Origin of the sequence: Streptomyces sp. AN091965, assembly GCF_022698285.1 — a bacterium.
In the GTDB taxonomy this organism is placed as follows: domain Bacteria; phylum Actinomycetota; class Actinomycetes; order Streptomycetales; family Streptomycetaceae; genus Streptomyces.
Genome location: NZ_JALDMY010000001.1, coordinates 2,662,218 through 2,678,931, shown reverse-complemented (window position 1 = coordinate 2,678,931; position 16,714 = coordinate 2,662,218). Strand labels below are relative to the sequence as shown.

At 73.8% G+C, this 16,714-nt stretch carries 16 protein-coding genes; 8 read left to right on the top strand and 8 right to left on the bottom strand.

What is annotated here, in order from left to right:
- Positions 1–12: 12 nt before the first annotated feature.
- Both MQV74_RS10995 and MQV74_RS10990 read left to right on the top strand, forming a co-directional pair.
- Positions 13–1,542, top strand: coding sequence for an aldehyde dehydrogenase (NADP(+)) (locus MQV74_RS10995; protein ID WP_242716366.1), 1,530 nt, complete (start codon positions 13–15; stop codon positions 1,540–1,542).
- Positions 1,543–1,546: 4 nt separating this feature from the next.
- On the top strand, positions 1,547–2,173 hold the full coding sequence (locus tag MQV74_RS10990) for a DUF1349 domain-containing protein (RefSeq protein ID WP_242716364.1): 627 nt from the start codon (positions 1,547–1,549) through the stop codon (positions 2,171–2,173).
- Positions 2,174–2,233: 60 nt separating this feature from the next.
- Here the strand turns inward: MQV74_RS10990 and MQV74_RS10985 are convergent, their stop codons facing one another.
- Positions 2,234–3,352 carry a Gfo/Idh/MocA family protein gene (locus tag MQV74_RS10985; protein ID WP_242716362.1) on the bottom strand — a complete coding sequence of 373 codons (1,119 nt, stop codon included), beginning with the start codon at positions 3,350–3,352 and terminating at the stop codon, positions 2,234–2,236.
- 62 nt (positions 3,353–3,414) lie between these two features.
- On the opposite strand from MQV74_RS10985, the gene MQV74_RS10980 reads away from it, so the two are divergent.
- The 3 genes from MQV74_RS10980 to MQV74_RS10970 all read left to right on the top strand — a co-directional run bounded on the left by MQV74_RS10980 (position 3,415) and on the right by MQV74_RS10970 (position 5,810).
- The gene (locus tag MQV74_RS10980; RefSeq protein WP_242716360.1) at positions 3,415–3,825 is read left to right on the top strand and encodes a winged helix-turn-helix transcriptional regulator; all 411 of its coding nucleotides are present in this window, start codon (positions 3,415–3,417) and stop codon (positions 3,823–3,825) included.
- Between the two features lie 54 nt (positions 3,826–3,879).
- Positions 3,880–4,620 (top strand): DsbA family oxidoreductase, encoded by a 741-nt coding sequence (locus MQV74_RS10975; RefSeq protein ID WP_242728591.1) that lies wholly within the window; start codon positions 3,880–3,882, stop codon positions 4,618–4,620.
- A 98-nt stretch (positions 4,621–4,718) separates the two neighbouring features.
- Complete coding sequence (locus MQV74_RS10970; protein ID WP_242716352.1) at positions 4,719–5,810, top strand: aminotransferase class V-fold PLP-dependent enzyme; 1,092 nt, start codon at positions 4,719–4,721, stop codon at positions 5,808–5,810.
- Here the strand turns inward: MQV74_RS10970 and MQV74_RS10965 are convergent.
- Entirely contained in the window at positions 5,800–6,294 is a 495-nt protein-coding gene (locus MQV74_RS10965; RefSeq protein WP_242716350.1) for a MarR family winged helix-turn-helix transcriptional regulator, read from the bottom strand. The genes MQV74_RS10970 and MQV74_RS10965 overlap by 11 nt on opposite strands.
- Positions 6,295–6,484: 190 nt before the next feature.
- Here MQV74_RS10965 and MQV74_RS10960 point away from each other — a divergent pair, with 190 nt between their 5' ends.
- On the top strand, positions 6,485–7,546 hold the full coding sequence (locus tag MQV74_RS10960; protein WP_242716348.1) for an alkene reductase: 1,062 nt from the start codon (positions 6,485–6,487) through the stop codon (positions 7,544–7,546).
- A gap of 52 nt (positions 7,547–7,598) precedes the next feature.
- On the opposite strand, the gene thpD is transcribed toward MQV74_RS10960, so the two are convergent.
- From thpD to MQV74_RS10935, 5 genes are all read right to left on the bottom strand, one after another.
- Positions 7,599–8,498, bottom strand: coding sequence for an ectoine hydroxylase (gene thpD / locus MQV74_RS10955; RefSeq protein ID WP_242716346.1), 900 nt, complete (start codon positions 8,496–8,498; stop codon positions 7,599–7,601).
- Positions 8,499–8,560: 62 nt separating this feature from the next.
- Entirely contained in the window at positions 8,561–8,965 is a 405-nt protein-coding gene (locus tag MQV74_RS10950) for an ectoine synthase (protein ID WP_138959025.1), read from the bottom strand.
- A gap of 58 nt (positions 8,966–9,023) precedes the next feature.
- On the bottom strand, positions 9,024–10,295 hold the full coding sequence (gene ectB, locus MQV74_RS10945; RefSeq protein WP_242716344.1) for a diaminobutyrate--2-oxoglutarate transaminase: 1,272 nt from the start codon (positions 10,293–10,295) through the stop codon (positions 9,024–9,026).
- 85 nt (positions 10,296–10,380) lie between these two features.
- Positions 10,381–10,938 (bottom strand): diaminobutyrate acetyltransferase, encoded by a 558-nt coding sequence (gene ectA / locus MQV74_RS10940; protein ID WP_242716342.1) that lies wholly within the window; start codon positions 10,936–10,938, stop codon positions 10,381–10,383.
- Positions 10,939–11,332: 394 nt separating this feature from the next.
- Positions 11,333–12,436, bottom strand: a complete 1,104-nt coding sequence (locus MQV74_RS10935; RefSeq protein ID WP_242716340.1) for a pyridoxal-phosphate-dependent aminotransferase family protein — start codon at positions 12,434–12,436, stop codon at positions 11,333–11,335.
- Positions 12,437–12,534: 98 nt separating this feature from the next.
- On the opposite strand from MQV74_RS10935, the gene MQV74_RS10930 reads away from it, so the two are divergent.
- On the top strand, positions 12,535–13,623 hold the full coding sequence (locus MQV74_RS10930) for an amidohydrolase family protein (RefSeq protein ID WP_242716338.1): 1,089 nt from the start codon (positions 12,535–12,537) through the stop codon (positions 13,621–13,623).
- Positions 13,624–13,976: 353 nt separating this feature from the next.
- Entirely contained in the window at positions 13,977–14,903 is a 927-nt protein-coding gene (locus MQV74_RS10925; protein ID WP_242716336.1) for an SCO1860 family LAETG-anchored protein, read from the top strand.
- Between the two features lie 153 nt (positions 14,904–15,056).
- Here the strand turns inward: MQV74_RS10925 and cobC are convergent, their stop codons facing one another.
- Complete coding sequence (gene cobC, locus MQV74_RS10920) at positions 15,057–16,652, bottom strand: Rv2231c family pyridoxal phosphate-dependent protein CobC (protein WP_242716334.1); 1,596 nt, start codon at positions 16,650–16,652, stop codon at positions 15,057–15,059.
- Positions 16,653–16,714: the final 62 nt, after the last annotated feature.

The following is a 16,714-nucleotide window of genomic DNA, read 5'->3' as shown; positions in this document are numbered from 1 at the left end:
GGAGGACCCCCGGTGGCAGCAGCACCAGTGTGGAGCGTCGACCCCCGAACCGGGAAGCGGCGCGAGCAGGTCGCCGTCGAAGCCACGGCCGGGGAGGTCGGCCGGACCGTCGCCGCGGCGCACGCGGCGCGTGCCGCCCTCACGGACCGCGCGACCCGCGCGGCCTTCCTGCGCACCGCCGCGGACCTCCTGGGCGGCGCCGAGGGCCCGCTGGTGGAGGCCGCCGACGCGGAGACGGCGCTCGGCCCGGTCCGGCTCGGCGGTGAGCTCACCCGCACCCGCTTCCAGCTGCGTGCCTTCGCGGACGTCCTCGACGAGGGCGCCTATCTGGGCGTCGTCATCGACCACCCCGACGCGAGCACCACGCCCCCCACCCCCGACCTGCGCCGCTACCGGGTCCCGCTCGGAGTCGTCGCCGTCTACGGGGCCTCCAACTTCCCCTTCGCCTTCTCCGTGCCCGGCGGCGACACCGCGAGCGCGCTCGCGGCGGGCTGCCCCGTCGTCGTCAAGGCGCACCCCGACCACCCGGCCACCTCCGAGCTCGTCGCGTCCGTGCTGCGCCGCGCGGCCGCCGAGCACGGCATCCCGCGCGAGGTCGTCGGCCTGGTGCACGGCTTCGACGCGGGCCTCGAACTGATCCGGCACCCGCTGGTCGCCGCCGCCGGGTTCACCGGTTCGGTACGCGGCGGACGCGCCCTCTTCGACGCGGCGGCGGCGCGCCCCGTGCCGATCCCCTTCCACGGCGAGCTGGGCTCGCTCAACCCGGTCGTCGTCACCGAGGACGCCGCCGCCGAGCGGGCCGAGCAGATCGGCACCGGCCTCGCGGGCTCGATGACGCTCGGCGTCGGCCAGTTCTGCGTGAAGCCGGGCCTCGTCCTCGCCCCCGAGGGAGTGGACGGCGACCGCCTGGTGAAGTCCCTCACCGGCGCCGTCAGCGACTCCGAGCCGGGCGTGCTCCTCGACCACCGCATGCGCGACGCCTTCGTCGCCGGGGTCGCCGAGCGCGCCGGGCTCCCGGAGGTGAGCGCGCCGGTGACGCCGGGCGCGGGCGGCGAGCACACGGTGGCCGCCGGGTTCCTCACCGTCCCCGCGGGGCGCCTGGCCGCGGCGGGGGAGCACGACCTGCTCCTGGAGGAGTGCTTCGGCCCGGTCACCGTCGTCGCCCGCTACGCGTCCCGGCAGGAGATCACCGCCGTGCTCGCCCGGCTCCCCGGCAACCTCACGGCGACCGTGCAGCTCTCGGCCGAGGAGGCCGCGGGCGAGGGCCGCGGCACCGAGCTGCTCGCCGAACTGACGCCGCTCGCGGGCCGCGTCCTGGTCAACGGCTGGCCCACCGGCGTTGCCGTGGCCCCCGCGCAGCACCACGGCGGCCCGTACCCGGCGACGACCAGCACCTCCACCTCCGTCGGCGGCACCGCCATCGAGCGCTGGCTGCGCCCCGTCGTGTACCAGAGCACCCCCGAGGCGCTCCTGCCGCCGGAGCTCCACGACGCCAATCCCCTGGGACTGCCCCGCCGTTACGACGGCCGCCTGGAACACTGACGGCATGAACGCCAAGGACACCGGCAGCCTCGCGCTGCCCGAACTGCCCTTCCCGCTCAGACCGTACGGGCCCGACGGCGACTGGGGTTACGAGGACGGGGTCCTCACCGGCTGGGCGGGCCCCCGTCAGGACCGCTTCGTGCCGCCCACCGGCGAGGCCCTGGACCCCGCGTCCGACGCGCCCCGGCTGCTCGGCGCGCCCGAGGGGGACTTCCAGCTGATCGCCCGCGTCACGGTCGGCTTCGCGGCCGCCTTCGACGCGGGCGTGCTCTATCTGCACGTCGGCGAACGGGAGTGGGCGAAGCTCTGCTTCGAGCGCTCCCCGGACCTGCCCACGATCTGCACCGTCGTCACCCGGGGCCGCTCCGACGACGCCAACGCCTTCGTGGTCGACGGCTCCCACGTGTGGCTGCGGATCAGCCGCACCGGCACGGCGTTCGCCTTCCACGCGTCGACGGACGGCGCGCACTGGACCTTCGTCCGCATCTTCCAGCTCGGCGACGAGACCTCGGCGGGCGCGGCCCTCGTCGGCTTCCTCGCGCAGTCGCCCCAGGGCGAGGGCTGCGTAGTGACCTTCGACCACATCGAATTCCGCCCGAACTGGCCAAAAGGTCTACGAGACGGCTCCTGAGTGCCCCGAAGGGGCGCGGGGAACTGCGCGCTCAGCCCCGGACGGCCTGCGGGTCGCCGGTCACAGCGCGACGCGTGTCCCGGTGCCGGCGGCCCGCTCGACCGCGTCGAGCAGCCGCTGCCGCCGGGCCGCGTGCGCGAAGTCCGGCACGGTGAAAGTGCCCTCTCGCAGGTCGCGCAGGACCTCGGCGTACTGGACACCGACGTTGTACGGCACCTCGCCGCGCACGTCGTCCAGCGCGGGCACGTCGAAGTACCGCTCCGGCACGGGCAGTTCCCGCAGGGCGCTCTCCGCGCCCCGGGCCCCGCGCACGGTGAGGCGGGCCTGCTGGAGGTGCCCGTGGTCGCCGGTGACCACGAGGTCGCCGTCCGTGCCGTTGATCTCCCAGTGGAACGTGGTGCCGCGCGCGAGGCCGCCCCGGAAGTGCACGGAGGCGACGGCACCGGACGTCAGCCGTCCGCTCACCGCGATCTGGTCGTCGGCCGTCATGGCGGCGGTGCGCCCCGAGCCCTCCTCGCGCACGACCGGGCGCCGGGTCGCGGTGGTCGCCGAGACCTCGGTGAACTCCCCGAGCACCATGGCCAGGGCGTCGACGGTGTGGCCGAAGGGGATGGTGAGCATCGTGCCGCCGTTGTCCCGGTCCAGGAGGTAGTCGGCGCCCGGCTCGAAGGTGGGGCCCCAGCGGCGCCCCGACGCGACGAGGCTCGTGGACAGGACCTCGCCGGTGAAGCCCTCGGCGACCAGGTCGCGGACGTACCGCACGGCGGGCGCCGAGCGCGCCTGGAGCCCGGCGAACGTGGGCACGCCCGCGGCCGCCGCGGCGGCGGCCAGCTCCTCGGCCTCCGCGAGGCCGTTGCCGAGCGGCCACTCCGACAGGACGGCCTTGCCCGCCGCGAGCGCCGCCAGGATCACCTCGCGGTGCAGCGGCACGCGGACGCTGACCACGACGAGGTCGACGTCGGGGTCCCGGACGAGCTCGCGGGCGCTTCCGTACGCGCGCGGAACGCCGTAGCGCGCACCGGCGGCGCGGGCCGACTCGGGGCTCGACGCGGCAAGGGCGAGCAGTTCGTAGCCGTCGAGGCGGGCCAGGGCGGGCAGGTGCGACTGCGGGGCCCAGCCGCCGCGGGCGGAGAGACCGACGATGCCGGTCCGGACGGGGTTCTGGGTGCGGATCTCCATGGCCGAAACGTAGGAGCGGACCCCTGATCACCCGCAAGGGCCCCAACTATATTCTGGAAACCATGACAGGTCAGAGCGGTGTTTCCCCCGTCGGCGCCCGGACCGACGCCGCGCACAGGCACGACATCTACGGCCTGCTGTGCCCCGGCCGGGAGATCTTCGAGCTGCTCGCCAACAAGTGGACGGGCCTCGCGATCACCGCCCTCGCGGACGGGCCGCGCCGCTTCGGCGAGCTGCGCCGCAAGCTGGAGGGGATCAGCCCCAAGGTCCTCACCCGGACGCTGCGGCGCCTGGAGGACTACGGCCTGGTGCTGCGCACCGTGCACGCCGAGGTGCCGCCCCGCGTCGAGTACGAGCTGACCGCCCTCGGCCGGGGCGCCCTGGAGCCGCTGGCCCAGCTGCGCACCTGGATCCGGGCGAACACGGCACATTTCACCCGGCCCGAGGAATGGACGGGGCCCGCCGGGGGTTGAACCCCAGGAGCGGAGGCGGTCTCCGCATCGTACGACCTGGAGATGAGTCAGAACATGCGCGTCGAGATCTGGAGCGACATCGCCTGCCCCTGGTGCTACGTGGGCAAGGCCCGCTTCGAGCGGGCGCTCGCGGACTTCCCGCACCGCGAGGCCGTCGAGGTGGTGCACCGCTCCTTCGAGCTCGACCCGCACCGCGCCAAGGGTGACACCACCCCGGTGATCACCATGCTGGAGCGCAAGTACGGGATGTCCCCGGCGCAGGCCGAGGCGGCCGAGGAGGGCGTCGGCGCGCAGGCGGGCGCGGAGGGCCTCACCTACCGCACCAAGGGCCGTGACCACGGCAACACCTTCGACATGCACCGCCTGCTGCACTTCGCCAAGGCCGCGGGCGCCGACCGGCAGGACGCGCTGATCGCCGCCCTGTACCGGGCGAACTTCGCCGAGGAGCAGTCGGTCTTCGACGACGACGAGCGCCTCGTCGCCCTCGCCGCCGAGGCGGGCCTCGACCCCGAGGCGGCCCGCGCGGTCCTCGCCGACCCCGCCGCCTACGCCGACGACGTGCGCGCGGACGAGCGCGAGGCCGCCGAGCTCGGCGCGAACGGCGTGCCGTTCTTCGTCCTCGACCGCAAGTACGGCGTCTCCGGCGCCCAGCCCGCCGAGGTGTTCGAGCAGGCCCTGGAGCAGGCCTGGGGCAGCCGGTCGCCCCTGACGGTGCTCGGCGACGGCGACGGCGCCACCGGCGGCCAGGACGCGGAGGCCTGCGGCCCGGACGGCTGCGCGGTGCCGCAGGCCTGACCCGACGGGACCGCGGGGCACACGGATCAGCGGTGCTTACCGGTACCGTTCACACATCCGCGATGGACCGGCGCGCGGTCACGGGGCACAGTGATCCCATGGAGACCACCGGACCGCGCACCGGCCAGAGCCTCGACGCGACTCTCGTACGCTCCGCGTTCGCTCCCAGGACCACGTATCTGAACAGCGCCAGCACCGGCCTGCTCCCGGCCCGTGCCGTCACCGCGATGCACGAGGGCGCCCTCTCCGTGGCGCAGGGCCGCCCCGCCGACATGTTCGCGGACGTGGAGGCGGCCCGCGCCGCCTTCGCACGGCTCGTCGGCGTGCCGGTGAGCCGGGTCGCGGCGGGCGCGTCGGTGGCCGTCTACAGCGGCCTGGTCGCCGCCTCGCTGCCGGAGGGCGCCGAAGTCCTCACCGCCGAGGCCGACTTCAGCTCGACGGTGAACCCCTTCCACATGCGCGCGGACCTGAAGGTGCGCGCCGTGCCCCTGGAGCGGCTCGCCGAGTCGGTCCGCCCCGGCACGGCCCTGGTCGCGGTCAGCGTCGCGCAGTCGGCCGACGGCCGGCTCGTGGACCTCGACGCGCTGCGCGCGGCCGTCCGCGCCCACGGCTCCCGCCTCTACCTCGACGCCTCGCAGGCGGCGGGCTGGTGCGACCTGGGCGACCACGTCGCGACGGCCGACTTCACGGCATCCGTCGGGTTCAAGTGGCTCACCTGCCCGCGCGGCGTCGCGTTCTTCGTCGCGCCGGAGGAGTCCGAGGGCTTCGGCGGCCTGCGCCCGGTGCTCGCCGGCTGGGTCGCGGGGGAGCGCCCCTGGGACAGCTGCTACGGCCCGGTCGAGGAACTCGCCCACTCCGCGCGCCGGTTCGACGAGAGCCCGGCCCTGCTCGCGTACGCGGGCGCCCGGCACTGTCTGGAGCTCGTCGAGGAGCTCGGCGTGGCCGCGATCGGCGCGCACGACCTGGCCCTCGCGGACCGCTTCCGCGCCGGGCTCGCCGAGCTCGGCCACGAGCCGGTGCCCGCGCCGGGCTCGCCCATCGTGGCGGTGCCCGGACTCGGCGCCCGGCAGCCGGAGTTGAGCGCGGCGGGCATCGAGGTCTCGGACCGCGCGGGCCAGCTGCGGGCCGCGTTCCACTTCTACAACACGGCGGCGGACGTGGACCGCCTGCTCACCGCCCTCAGCGGCTGACCTCGGGGCAGCCCGCCGTCTCCACGCACAGATTGGCCTCGACGCGGGAGAGCAGCCGCCCCAGCTGGGCGCGCTCGTCCGGGTCGAGGCCCGCGAGCGTGTGCTGCTCCAGCTTGGTCCAGGCGGCCTCCACGGCGCTCATCAGGCCGTTGTCGTCGTCCGTGGCCTCGACGAGCACGGCCCGCCGGTCGGCGGGGTCGGGGCGGCGCCGCACGTGTCCGGCCTGCTCCAGGCGCTGGAGCATCTTCGTGACCGTCGAGGGGTCGAGCTCGACCATCTTGACGAGCTCCGACTGACGCACGGCGCCCGACTCCCACAGGTGCATCATCATGAGCTCCTGGCCGGGGTAGAGACCGGCGTCCTTCAGGAGCTTGCCCGCGGCGATGCGGTGCAGCCGCGCGACCCGGGCGATGCTGGTGCTGACGGGCCCGCCCCGGGCCGCGGACGGACACGCGGGCTCGGCGCGCTCGGTTTCGGTCTTCATGGCACAGCTCCTCGGCGGTGAGGGTGGTTCGGTCGGCCGGTGTCGTCGACGCCCTCCCCCGCCCTTCGCGACGTCCTCCCCGAGATTACCTTGGTCGGCCAAGGAATGCGTTACAGTGGCTCTCGGTTGAATTACTTGGCCGACCAAGAATGGTGGGCCAGGACCAGCTACGGATGTTTTGGAGCCCGCCATGACCACCGCGTTCGACCCCATCGACCTCGCCGGCACCCCCCTCGCCAACCGCATCGCGATGGCCCCGATGACCCGCAGCAGGGCCGCGGCGGGCGGCGTGCCGACGGACCTCAACGCCGAGTACTACGCACAGCGCGCCACCGCTGGCCTCGTCATCACCGAGGGCGTCCAGCCGTCGGTGGTCGGCCAGGGCTACCCCGACACCCCCGGTCTGCACAGCGCCGAGCAGGTCGAGGGCTGGCGCAAGGTCACCGACGCCGTGCACGCCGCGGGCGGCACGATCTTCGCCCAGCTCATGCACACCGGCCGCATCGGCCACCCGGTGCTCCTGCCCGACGGCCTCGTGCCCGTCGGCGCGTCCCCGATAGCCGCCGAGGGCCAGGTGTACACGCACGAGGGCCCCAAGGACTACGTCACCCCGCGCGAGCTGACCGGCGACGAGGTGCGCGCCACCGTCGGCGAGTTCGTGACCGCCGCGCGCAACGCGATCGAGGCGGGCTTCGACGGCGTCGAGCTGCACGGTGCCAACGGCTATCTGATCCACCAGTTCCTCGCGCCGGGCTCCAACCGGCGCACCGACGAGTGGGGCGGCTCGGTCGAGAACCGCGTCCGCTTCGCCGTCGAGGTCGCCAAGGCCGTCTCCGCCGAGATCGGCGCGGCCCGCACCGGCATCCGCCTCTCGCCCGGCAACCCGCTCAACGGCATCCACGAGCCGGACCCCGACGAGACCTACCTCGCCCTCGTCGAGCAGCTCTCCCCGCTCGGCCTCGCCTATCTGCACGTCATGGAGGTCGGCCCGATCCGTGAGCTCGTCACCGCGCTGCGCAAGGGCTTCGACGGTCCCTTCATCCTCAACCCGGCCACCGAGGGGCCGACCGGGCCCGGCGAACTGGCGCTCATCGAGGACGGCACGGCCGACCTCCTCTCGTACGGCTCCCTGTTCCTCGCCAACCCGGACCTGCCGGCGCGCCTGAGGACGGGCGGCCCGTTCAACGAGCCCGACCGCGCCACGTTCTACGGCGGCGACGCGAAGGGCTACACGGACTACCCGGCGCTCTGACCGCAAGGGCCCGGCACCGTGGGGTGCCGGGCCCTGCCACGTGCGCGCGGGCTCACTTCACCGGTGTGAAGTCCCGCGCGCCGATGAACTCGGGCCGCCGCACCGGCGCCGCGAACGGCTCCACCGCGGCGTTCTCCACGCTGTTGAACACCAGGAAGACGTTCGAGCGCGGATAGGGCGTGATGTTGTCGCCCGAGCCGTGCATGGCGTTGCAGTCGAACCACGTCGCCGAGCCCGCCGCGCCCGTGAACAGCTTGATGCCGTACTCGGCCGCGAGGCCGGTCAGCGCCTCGTCCGACGGGGTGCCCGCGTCCTGCATCTGCAGGGACTTCTTGTAGTTGTCCTTCGGCGTCTCGCCCGCGCAGCCAAGGAACGTCCGGTGCGAGCCCGGCATGATCATGAGCCCGCCGTTGGTGTCGTGGTTCCTGGTGAGCGCGATCGACACCGAGACGGTCCGCATGTTCGGCAGGCCGTCCTCCGCGTGCCAGGTCTCGAAGTCCGAGTGCCAGTAGAACCCGGAGGCGCCGAAGCCCGGCTTCACATTGATCCGCGACTGGTGGACGTACACGTCCGAGCCGAGGATCTGGCGGGCCCGCCCCGCCACGCGCGGGTCGGCGGCCAGGCGCGCGAAGACCTCGCTGATCCTGTGCACCTCGAAGATGGACCGGATCTCCTGGGACCGCGGTTCGACGACGGAACGCTCGTTCGCACGCATCCCGGGGTCGTTGACCAGCCGTTCGAGCTCCGCGTGGTACACGCCGACCTCGTCGGGCGTGAGCAGCTGCTCGACGGCGAGGAACCCGTCCCGGTCGAACCCCGCGAGGTCCTCGTCCGTGAACGGCCCCGGCGTGCCCGGCGCGGACCACACCACGGGGTCCTTGCGCTCGACGAGCACCTCCTGGGCGCCTCGGGTCGGATACAGATCGCCGGTGCGTTCGGGTGCGGTGGTCATGGTGGTGCCTGCCTCTCCTCTCGTACGGCCCGTAGGGGGATGTCGGGGTGTGCGCCGCCCGGCTACTCGGGGTCCGGCTCGGTGAGCAGCGGGTAGACGCCGTTCTCGTCGTGGTCCTCACGGCCCGTCACCGGCGGGTTGAAGACGCACAGGCAGTGGAAGTCCTCCTTGACGCGCAGCGTGTGCTTCTCGTGCCCGTCGAGCAGGTACATGGTGCCGGGGGTGATGCGGTACGTCTCGCCGTTGGTGTGGTCGGTGAGCTCCGCCTCGCCCCGGGTGCAGACCACGGCCTCCACGTGGTTCGCGTACCACATGGCGGTCTCCGTACCCGCGTACAGGATGGTCTCGTGCAGCGAGAAGCCGACGCGCTCCTTGGCGAGCAGGATGCGCTTGCTCTCCCAGGTGCCCGACTTGGCCTTCACGTGCCGGTCGGTGCCTTCGATGTCCTTGAACGAGCGGACGATCACGGTGAGTCGTTGCCTTTCTTGCTGGTCGTACGAGTTCGGTGGGGTCGTACGAGGGGTGTCAGGCCGTCTCGCGGACGGCGCGGGTCAGGGTGCGCAGGCCCTCGTCGAGCTCGTCGGCCGTGATGGTCAGGGCCGGCAGGAGCTTGACGACCTCGCTCTCGGGGCCGGAGGTCTCGATGAGCAGGCCGAGCTCGAAGGCGCGCCGGGCGATGCGGGTGGCGCGCTCCTTGTCGCGGAACTCGATGCCCCAGACCAGGCCGCGGCCCCGGTACTCCACGATGTCGGCGCGGTGTTCGTCGACGAGCGCGACGAGCGCCTGCTCGACCTGCTCGCCGCGGGCGCGGGTCTGCTTCTCCATCGCGGGCCCGTCGGACCAGTACGTCTGCAGCGCGGCGGCGGCCGTCACGAACGCCGGGTTGTTGCCGCGGAAGGTGCCGTTGTGCTCGCCCGGCTCCCAGACGTCGAGCTCCGGCTTGAAGAGGGTGAGCGCCATCGGCAGGCCGTAGCCGCTGATGGACTTGGAGACCGTGACGATGTCCGGCGAGATGCCCGCCTCCTCGAAGGAGAAGAACGCGCCGGTGCGGCCGCAGCCCATCTGGATGTCGTCGACGATCAGGAGCATGTCCTGGCGGCGGCAGAGGGCTTCGAGGGCCCGCAGCCACTCGGCGCGCGCCACGTTGATGCCGCCCTCGCCCTGCACGGTCTCCACGATCACGGCGGCGGGCTTGTTCAGGCCCGAACCCTGGTCCTCCAGGAGCCGCTCGAACCACAGGAAGTCGGGGACCTGGCCGTCCAGGTAGTGGTCGAAGGGCATCGGCGTGCCGTGCACCAGCGGGATGCCGGCGCCCGCCCGCTTGAAGGCGTTGCCGGTGACCGCGAGCGAGCCGAGCGACATGCCGTGGAAGGCGTTCGTGAACGACACGATCGACTCGCGGCCCTTGACCTTGCGGGCCAGCTTCAGCGCGGACTCCACCGCGTTGGTGCCCGTCGGGCCCGGGAACATGACCTTGTACGGCAGGTCGCGCGGGCGGAGCACCAGGTTCTGGAACGACTCCAGGAAGGCGCGCTTGGCGGTCGTCGACATGTCGAGGCCGTGCGTGACGCCGTCGCGCTCCAGGTAGTCGATCAGCGCCCGTTTCAGGACGGGGTTGTTGTGCCCGTAGTTGAGCGACCCGGCACCGGCGAAGAAGTCGAGGTACTCGTGGCCGTCCTCGTCGTACATGCGGCTGCCCTGCGCGCGGTCGAAGACGGTGGGCCAACCGCGGCAGTAGCTGCGCACCTCCGACTCAAGGGTCTCGAAGACGCTCAGGTCCGGCTGGGTGATGGTCACAGCGAATCTCCTGGGAGATGAAGGGGCGTGCGGGAGTGAGGGGGTGGGGCGGGAAGGGGTGGGGCGGTGCCGCGGGGCGGTCGGCTCAGGGGGCCAACGGGCCGATGACGTACAGGACTTCGGGCTCGTGGCCGCCGTCGTCGCCGGGGAAGAGGGCCGCGTCGAACAGGACCGTGCGCGCGACACCGGCGCCGTGCCGCTGGGCGTACGAGGAGAACAGGCGCTCGGACGCGGTGTTGCCCGGCGTGATGGTCGTCTCCACGGTGGTGATCCCGCGCGCCCCGACGACCTTGGCGGTCAGCCCGTCGAGCAGCGCCCCGGCGAGACCGCGGCCGCGGTGCGCGTGGTCGACGGCCGCCTGCCAGACCACGAGGGTGCGCGGCGCGTCCGGGCGGACGTAGCCGGTGATGAAGCCGACCGGCTCGCCGTCGGCGTCCCGGGCCACGACCGACGTCGCCGCGAAGTCGCGGCACCACAGCAGATAGCTGTACGAGGAGTTGAGGTCGAGGACCTTCGAGTCGCGGGCGATGCGCCAGATCGCGGCGCCGTCGGCGACATCCGGAGTGTCGAGTCGCAGTCCGTCGGGCATTCCGAGGAAATTCGCTTGCAGGTCGGTCGGTAGATCGGCTTGTGCAGCGGTCATGCGGATTGAATTTACCGAGCAATTTCTGGGATTGCATCGGGGGAAGGGGTTACATGGCGGGCCCTCATGTGTTATCGCGCAGGCGCGTACGCCCGCATGAGCAGCCGGAGTTATATGGCGATTTGCCCCGGTTATTTCGGGCTAATCGGGCGTGGTGTGGAGTGCGTCACAGCGTCACATTGCGCCGATTTACGCTGACGGAACCCTAGTGTTTAGGAGTAGGGAAAGCGGGCAGACGAATACGGGAAGCTGTTCTGATAAGGAATTCATGAAGACAGAGTTAAAGGGGCTTGAAAAGCATCCCGCGCGACCTCGAATAAGAAATATCCCCGCCCACCCGGCCCGGAGCGGACGGCGGGTGGACGGGGAACGCGATGGACGCGATGAAAAGGGGCTAGGCCTGCCAGGCCTCGGTGACGGCGCGGCGGGCCCCCTCCAGGTCCACGGCGAGCCCGAGCTCGCCCATCGCGGCACCGAGGGCGGCGAGCGAGGCGTGCACCACGCCGCGCGTGGCGTCCGGGCCGTAGTGGTTGACCCGGATCATCTCCTCGGCGAGCGCCCCGCCGCCGGTGACCAGCGGAAGCACCGGGTCGGCCGCGAGGGACCTGGCCACGAGCTCGGCCGCGTCGACCCCGCGCGGCGCGCGCAGCGTCGTGGCGACGGGCGCCGCGTCCCGGGCCTCGTGGACGTACGGCTCCAGGCCCCCGCCGAGGGCCGCCGCGCCCGCCCGCGTCGCCGCCGCGGCCGTCGTGTGCCGCGCCATCAGGGCGTCCAGGCCCTCCGACTCGATCCGCTCCAGGCACGCCTCCAGGGCGAGCATCTCCAGCTGCGCGGGCGCGTGCAGGAGCGCCTTGCGGCCGCCGTCGATCCAGCGCTGCTTCCAGTCGAGCAGCGACAGGTACGAGCGGCGCGGGGCCTGCGGGTTGGCGGCGATCCGCTCCCAGGCCCGCTCGCTCACCGACACCGCGGACACACCCGCGGGCCCGCCCATGGCCTTCTGCGCGCCGATCACGCACAGGTCCACTCCCCACGCGTCCGGGAGCAGCGGCTCGGCCGCCACGGAGGCGACGGCGTCCAGCATGAACAGGGCACCGTGCGCGCGCACGACCTCGCCGATCTCCGCGACCGGGTTGGTGTTGCCGGTCGCCGCCTCGGCGTGCACGAGGGACACGAAGTCGATCCCGGGGTGCGCGGCGAAGGCCTCCTCGACCTGCGCGGCGGTGACCGCCGTGTGGAAGGGCACCGCCAGGTCGACCACCGTCGCCCCGCAGTCGCGCAGCCAGTCGCCGAAGGTCTGCCCGTACGGGCCCGTGATCACGTTGAGGGCGGTGGTGCCGGGCCGCGCGGCGCCCCGGATGCAGCCCTCCAGCGGAAGGAGCGCCTCGCCCTGCGTGATCACCACGTCCTGTCGGGTGTCCAGGAGCCGGGCGACGCGGTCCTCGATCGCGGCGAAGTGCGCGGCGCTCAGCGGCGCCAGGTCGAGAAGGGGGTGTGTCATGGTGCTTCGGCTCACTTCGGGCTGCGTCGGGACGGGATGGTCCGACCGAGCCTACCGAGCCCCTCCGGTCAGGTCCTACGCCTCCTAAGCTGCTGTCCATGAGCGATCACGCGGTGCTGCACGTGAAGGGGCGGGTGCTCGTCGGGCCCGAGGACGTACGGGACGAGTTGTGGGTGGTCGGCGGGCGGGTGACGTTCGAACGCCCCGCCGCGCGGGACGCCGTGACGGTCGAGGGCTGGGTGCTGCCCGGCCTCGTCGACGCGCACTGCCACGTCGGCCTCGACGCCCACGGTGCAGTCCCCGCCGAGGAGGCCGAGAAGCAGGCCCTCACCGAACGCGACGCGGGCGCGCTGCTCCTGCGCGACGCGGGCTCGCCGTCCGACACCCGCTGGATCGACGACCGCGAGGATCTGCCGAAGATCATCCGGGCGGGCCGGCACATCGCCCGCACCCGCCGCTACATCCGCAACTACGCGCACGAGGTCGAGCCCGGCGACCTCACCGCCTACGTCGCGCGGGAGGCGCGCCGCGGCGACGGCTGGGTCAAGCTCGTCGGCGACTGGATCGACCGCGAGGCGGGCGACCTCACCGCGTGCTGGCCGCGCGGCGCCGTGCGCGAGGCGATCGCCGAGGCGCACCGGCTCGGCGCCCGCGTCACCGCGCACTGCTTCGCCGAGGACTCGCTGCGCGACCTCGTCGAGGCGGGCATCGACTGCGTCGAGCACGCGACGGGCCTGACCGAGGACACCATCCCGCTGTTCGCCGAGCGAGGTGTCGCGATCGTCCCGACCCTCGTGAACATCGCGACGTTCCCGCAGCTCGCCGCCGGTGGTGAGAAGAAGTTCCCGAAGTGGGCGGACCACATGCGCCGCCTCCACGAGCGCCGCTACGACACCGTCCGGGCCGCGTACGACGCCGGGGTGCCGGTGTACGCGGGCACCGACGCCGGGGGCTCCCTCGCGCACGGTCTGATCGGCGGCGAGGTCGCCGAGCTCACCAAGGCGGGCATCCCCGCCGTCGACGCCCTCTCCGCCACGACCTGGGGCGCGCGGGCCTGGCTCGGGCGCCCCGGACTCGCCGAGGGCGCACCCGGCGACCTCGTCGTGTACGAGGCCGACCCGCGGGCCGACGTACGCGTGCTCACGGCGCCCCGGCGCGTGGTGCTCGACGGCCGGGTCGTGGGCTGACGCGAGGTGAAGCACCCGCACCGGGCGCAGTGTTGACGGACGGTGACGGATGGGGTGGCGGGGTCGTTGTTCTCCGCTCCGCCGCAGGCCGCCGCGGTCCGCGCCCCGCGGGCCGGCGTGATGCGGGTGGCTGCGGGGAACGCCCGTGTCAGCCGATTCGAAAGCAGGGGCGGAAACCTCCCGATGGAGTGAACTCACGCCAGGTTGCTGCCCGTTCACTCTCAGTGCGTAAAGATGCCGGAGTCGGCGGCGCCTCCCGGCGCACACCGGCATCAGTGGCGCCCCGCGCACGCGATGTCCCCGTGTGGCGTGCGCGGCGGCGCCTTCATGACTCATGTGGGGGTTCCACCACCTTGACCAGCAACGCCTTCCGCCGCCTGCCCACGCGCCGCATCGGCGCGCTCGCCGCCGCCACCGTGGTCGCCGCCGGTCCCGCGGCGCTCGGCACCGCGGGCACCGCGCACGCGACGGACGACCACCGAGGCGGCCGCGCCGGAGCCGTCGTGCTCCGCACCGGCCTCGAGGTCTCCTTGCTCAACAAGACCGTACGGGCACCGCTCAACGTCGCTCTGAACGACGTCAGCGCGCCCGCGAGCGCCAGCCGCACCACCCTCACCGCCAAGCTCGACGGCGTCGAGGGCGGGCAGCCGTTCAGCGTGCTCCGGGCCGACGTCGCCACCGCGCGCGCCACCGTCAAGGGCGGCACCGCCCAGGGCTACAGCAACGTCGCCCGCGCCAAGGTGCACGTGCCCGGCCTGCCGCTGCTCCCGCTCGTGGAGGTCGACCAGGTCACCTCCAAGGCCGTGTGCACGGCGGGCAAGCGGCCCGTCGCCGCGTCGACGTTCCTCGGCGGCGTGACCGTCCTCGGCAAGAAGGTCAGCGTCAAGTCCGCGGGCACCACCCAGGTGTCCGTCCCCGGCGTCGGCGAGGTCCGTCTCGACCTCTCCTCGACGCGCACCACGTCCCGGACGGCCGCCGCGACCGCGCTCCGGCTCCAGGTCTCCGTCGACCCGCTGAAGCTCGGCGTCGCCGCGGTCAAGGGCGCGGTGACCCTGGCGGGGGCGACCTGCGAGGCCCCCGGGCCCGGGGCCAAGCCGCTGCCCGAGCCGCAGGGCGGCAAGCCCGCGGAGCCCGTCACCGCGAAGCGGGAGGCTCCGCGCAAGGAGAACGACGACCTCGCGGAGACCGGAGGCTCCTCCCTGACGCCCTACGTCGCCGGCGGGGCGGTGGTCCTCCTCCTGGCCGGGGGCGGGGCCCTGGCCTACACCCGCCGCCGCTGACTCTGGCGGGGGCGCCCCGAACCGGCCCCCGCCGAGCCGGCGGCCTGACCCCGCGCTGCTCGGTGCCGAGCAAACGGGTGGGTGGGTGGGAAATCCGCCGCGGAGCGGCGGGGCCGGGGCCGGGCCGGGAGGTGCCCGGGGAGAGCCCCCGCGTCAGTGGGGCCGGGTCTTCGGGAGGGCCCGGAGGAAGGCCTCCGTGGTGGGGCGGTCGCGCACCGCCACCCGCATCCAGTCAGGCCCAAGCCCAGGAAACGTGTCGCCGCGCCGCACCATGAACCCCTCCTCCCGCAGCCGTTCCCGTACGACGGTCGCCGCCCCGGCAAGCCGGACCAGGACGAAGGGCCCCTCCGCGGGGCCCACCACCTCCACCCCGGGCAGCGCCCGGAGCCCGGCCACCAGGTGCTGCCGCTCGGCGGCGACCCGGTGCGCCACGTGCCCCGCCTCGGCGAGCGCGCGCGGCGCCACACAGGCCTCGGCCGCCGCCAGGGCGGGCGACGACACCGGCCACAGCGGCTGCGCCCGCTCCAGGGCCCGGATCGTCTCCGGGGCGGCGATGACGTAGCCGATGCGCAGCCCGGCGAGGCCCCACGTCTTGGTGAGGCTGCGCAGCACCACGAGCCCGGGCACGTCGACACGACCGGCGAGGGCCTCCCGCTCACCGGGCACCGCGTCCATGAACGCCTCGTCCACCACGAGCACCCGCCCGGGCCGGGCGAGGCGGGCGAGGTCGGCGGCGGGGTGCAGGACCGACGTCGGGTTGGTCGGGTTGCCCACGACGACCAGGTCCGCGTCGTCGGGGACCGCCGCCGGGTCGAGCCGGAAGCCGTCCGCGGCCCGCAGCAGCACGCGCTCCACCGTGTGCCCGGCGTCCCGCAGCGCGGCCTCCGGCTCCGTGAACTGCGGATGCACCACCACCGGCCGCCGCACCGGCAGCGCCCGCGCGAGCAGCACGAAGGCCTCGGCGGCGCCCGCCGTGAGCAGCACCCGCTCCGGCTCCACCCCGTGCCGCGCCGCCACGGCGGCCCGCGCCGCCCGGCCGTCGGGGTAGGCGGCGAGGCCGTCGAGGGAGGCGGCGATGTGCTGCTTCAGCCAGGAAGGAGGCGTGTCGGAGCGGACGTTGACGGCCAGGTCGACGAGGTCGTCCCGCCCGCGCACCTCCGCGTCGCCGTGGTGCCGCAGATCGACGTCGCCGCCCGCGGCCCCGGCCGCCGTGGTGTCCGTGCTCAAGTCCATGGCCGTGATGACGGTGCCTTTCGTCGGAGTCGGAGTGAGAGTCGGAAGGAAAGGGGGAGCCGGTGGGGGCGGGGGCGCGGGACCCGGTGCCGCCCGCGCCCGCGCCACCGCGCACGTCACCCGCGCCGACTTCCGCTTGGGGACCAGGAGTTCCCCGCCCCGCACGAGGGCCGCCGCCTCCGCCACGGACGGCGTACCGGCGGCGGCGAGCGGCGCGCCGGACGGGTTCGGCACCGCGACGCGGGCCAGCTCGTGTGCCGGGTACGTCACCAGCGGCACCCCGAGCCGCGCCGCGGCCCCGACGACGCCGGGCTCGTCCCGTTTGGCGTCGACGGTCGCCAACTCCCGTACGGAACAAGGCGCGAGGCCCGCGTCGCGCAGACACTCCCGTACGAGACCGAGGACCTCGTCGGCCGTCACGCCCCGGCCGGCGCCGACCCCCACGACGGCGGTCGGCCGCGCCGCGGGAGCCCGGTCACCGGGCTCGGGGGCACGGCCCGCCGGGCGGTCTGCCATGGGGGCTCCTCTCATGGGCCATGCGGTCGTGGGCGGATGCGGCCGCTCGGGTGGTGCGGCGC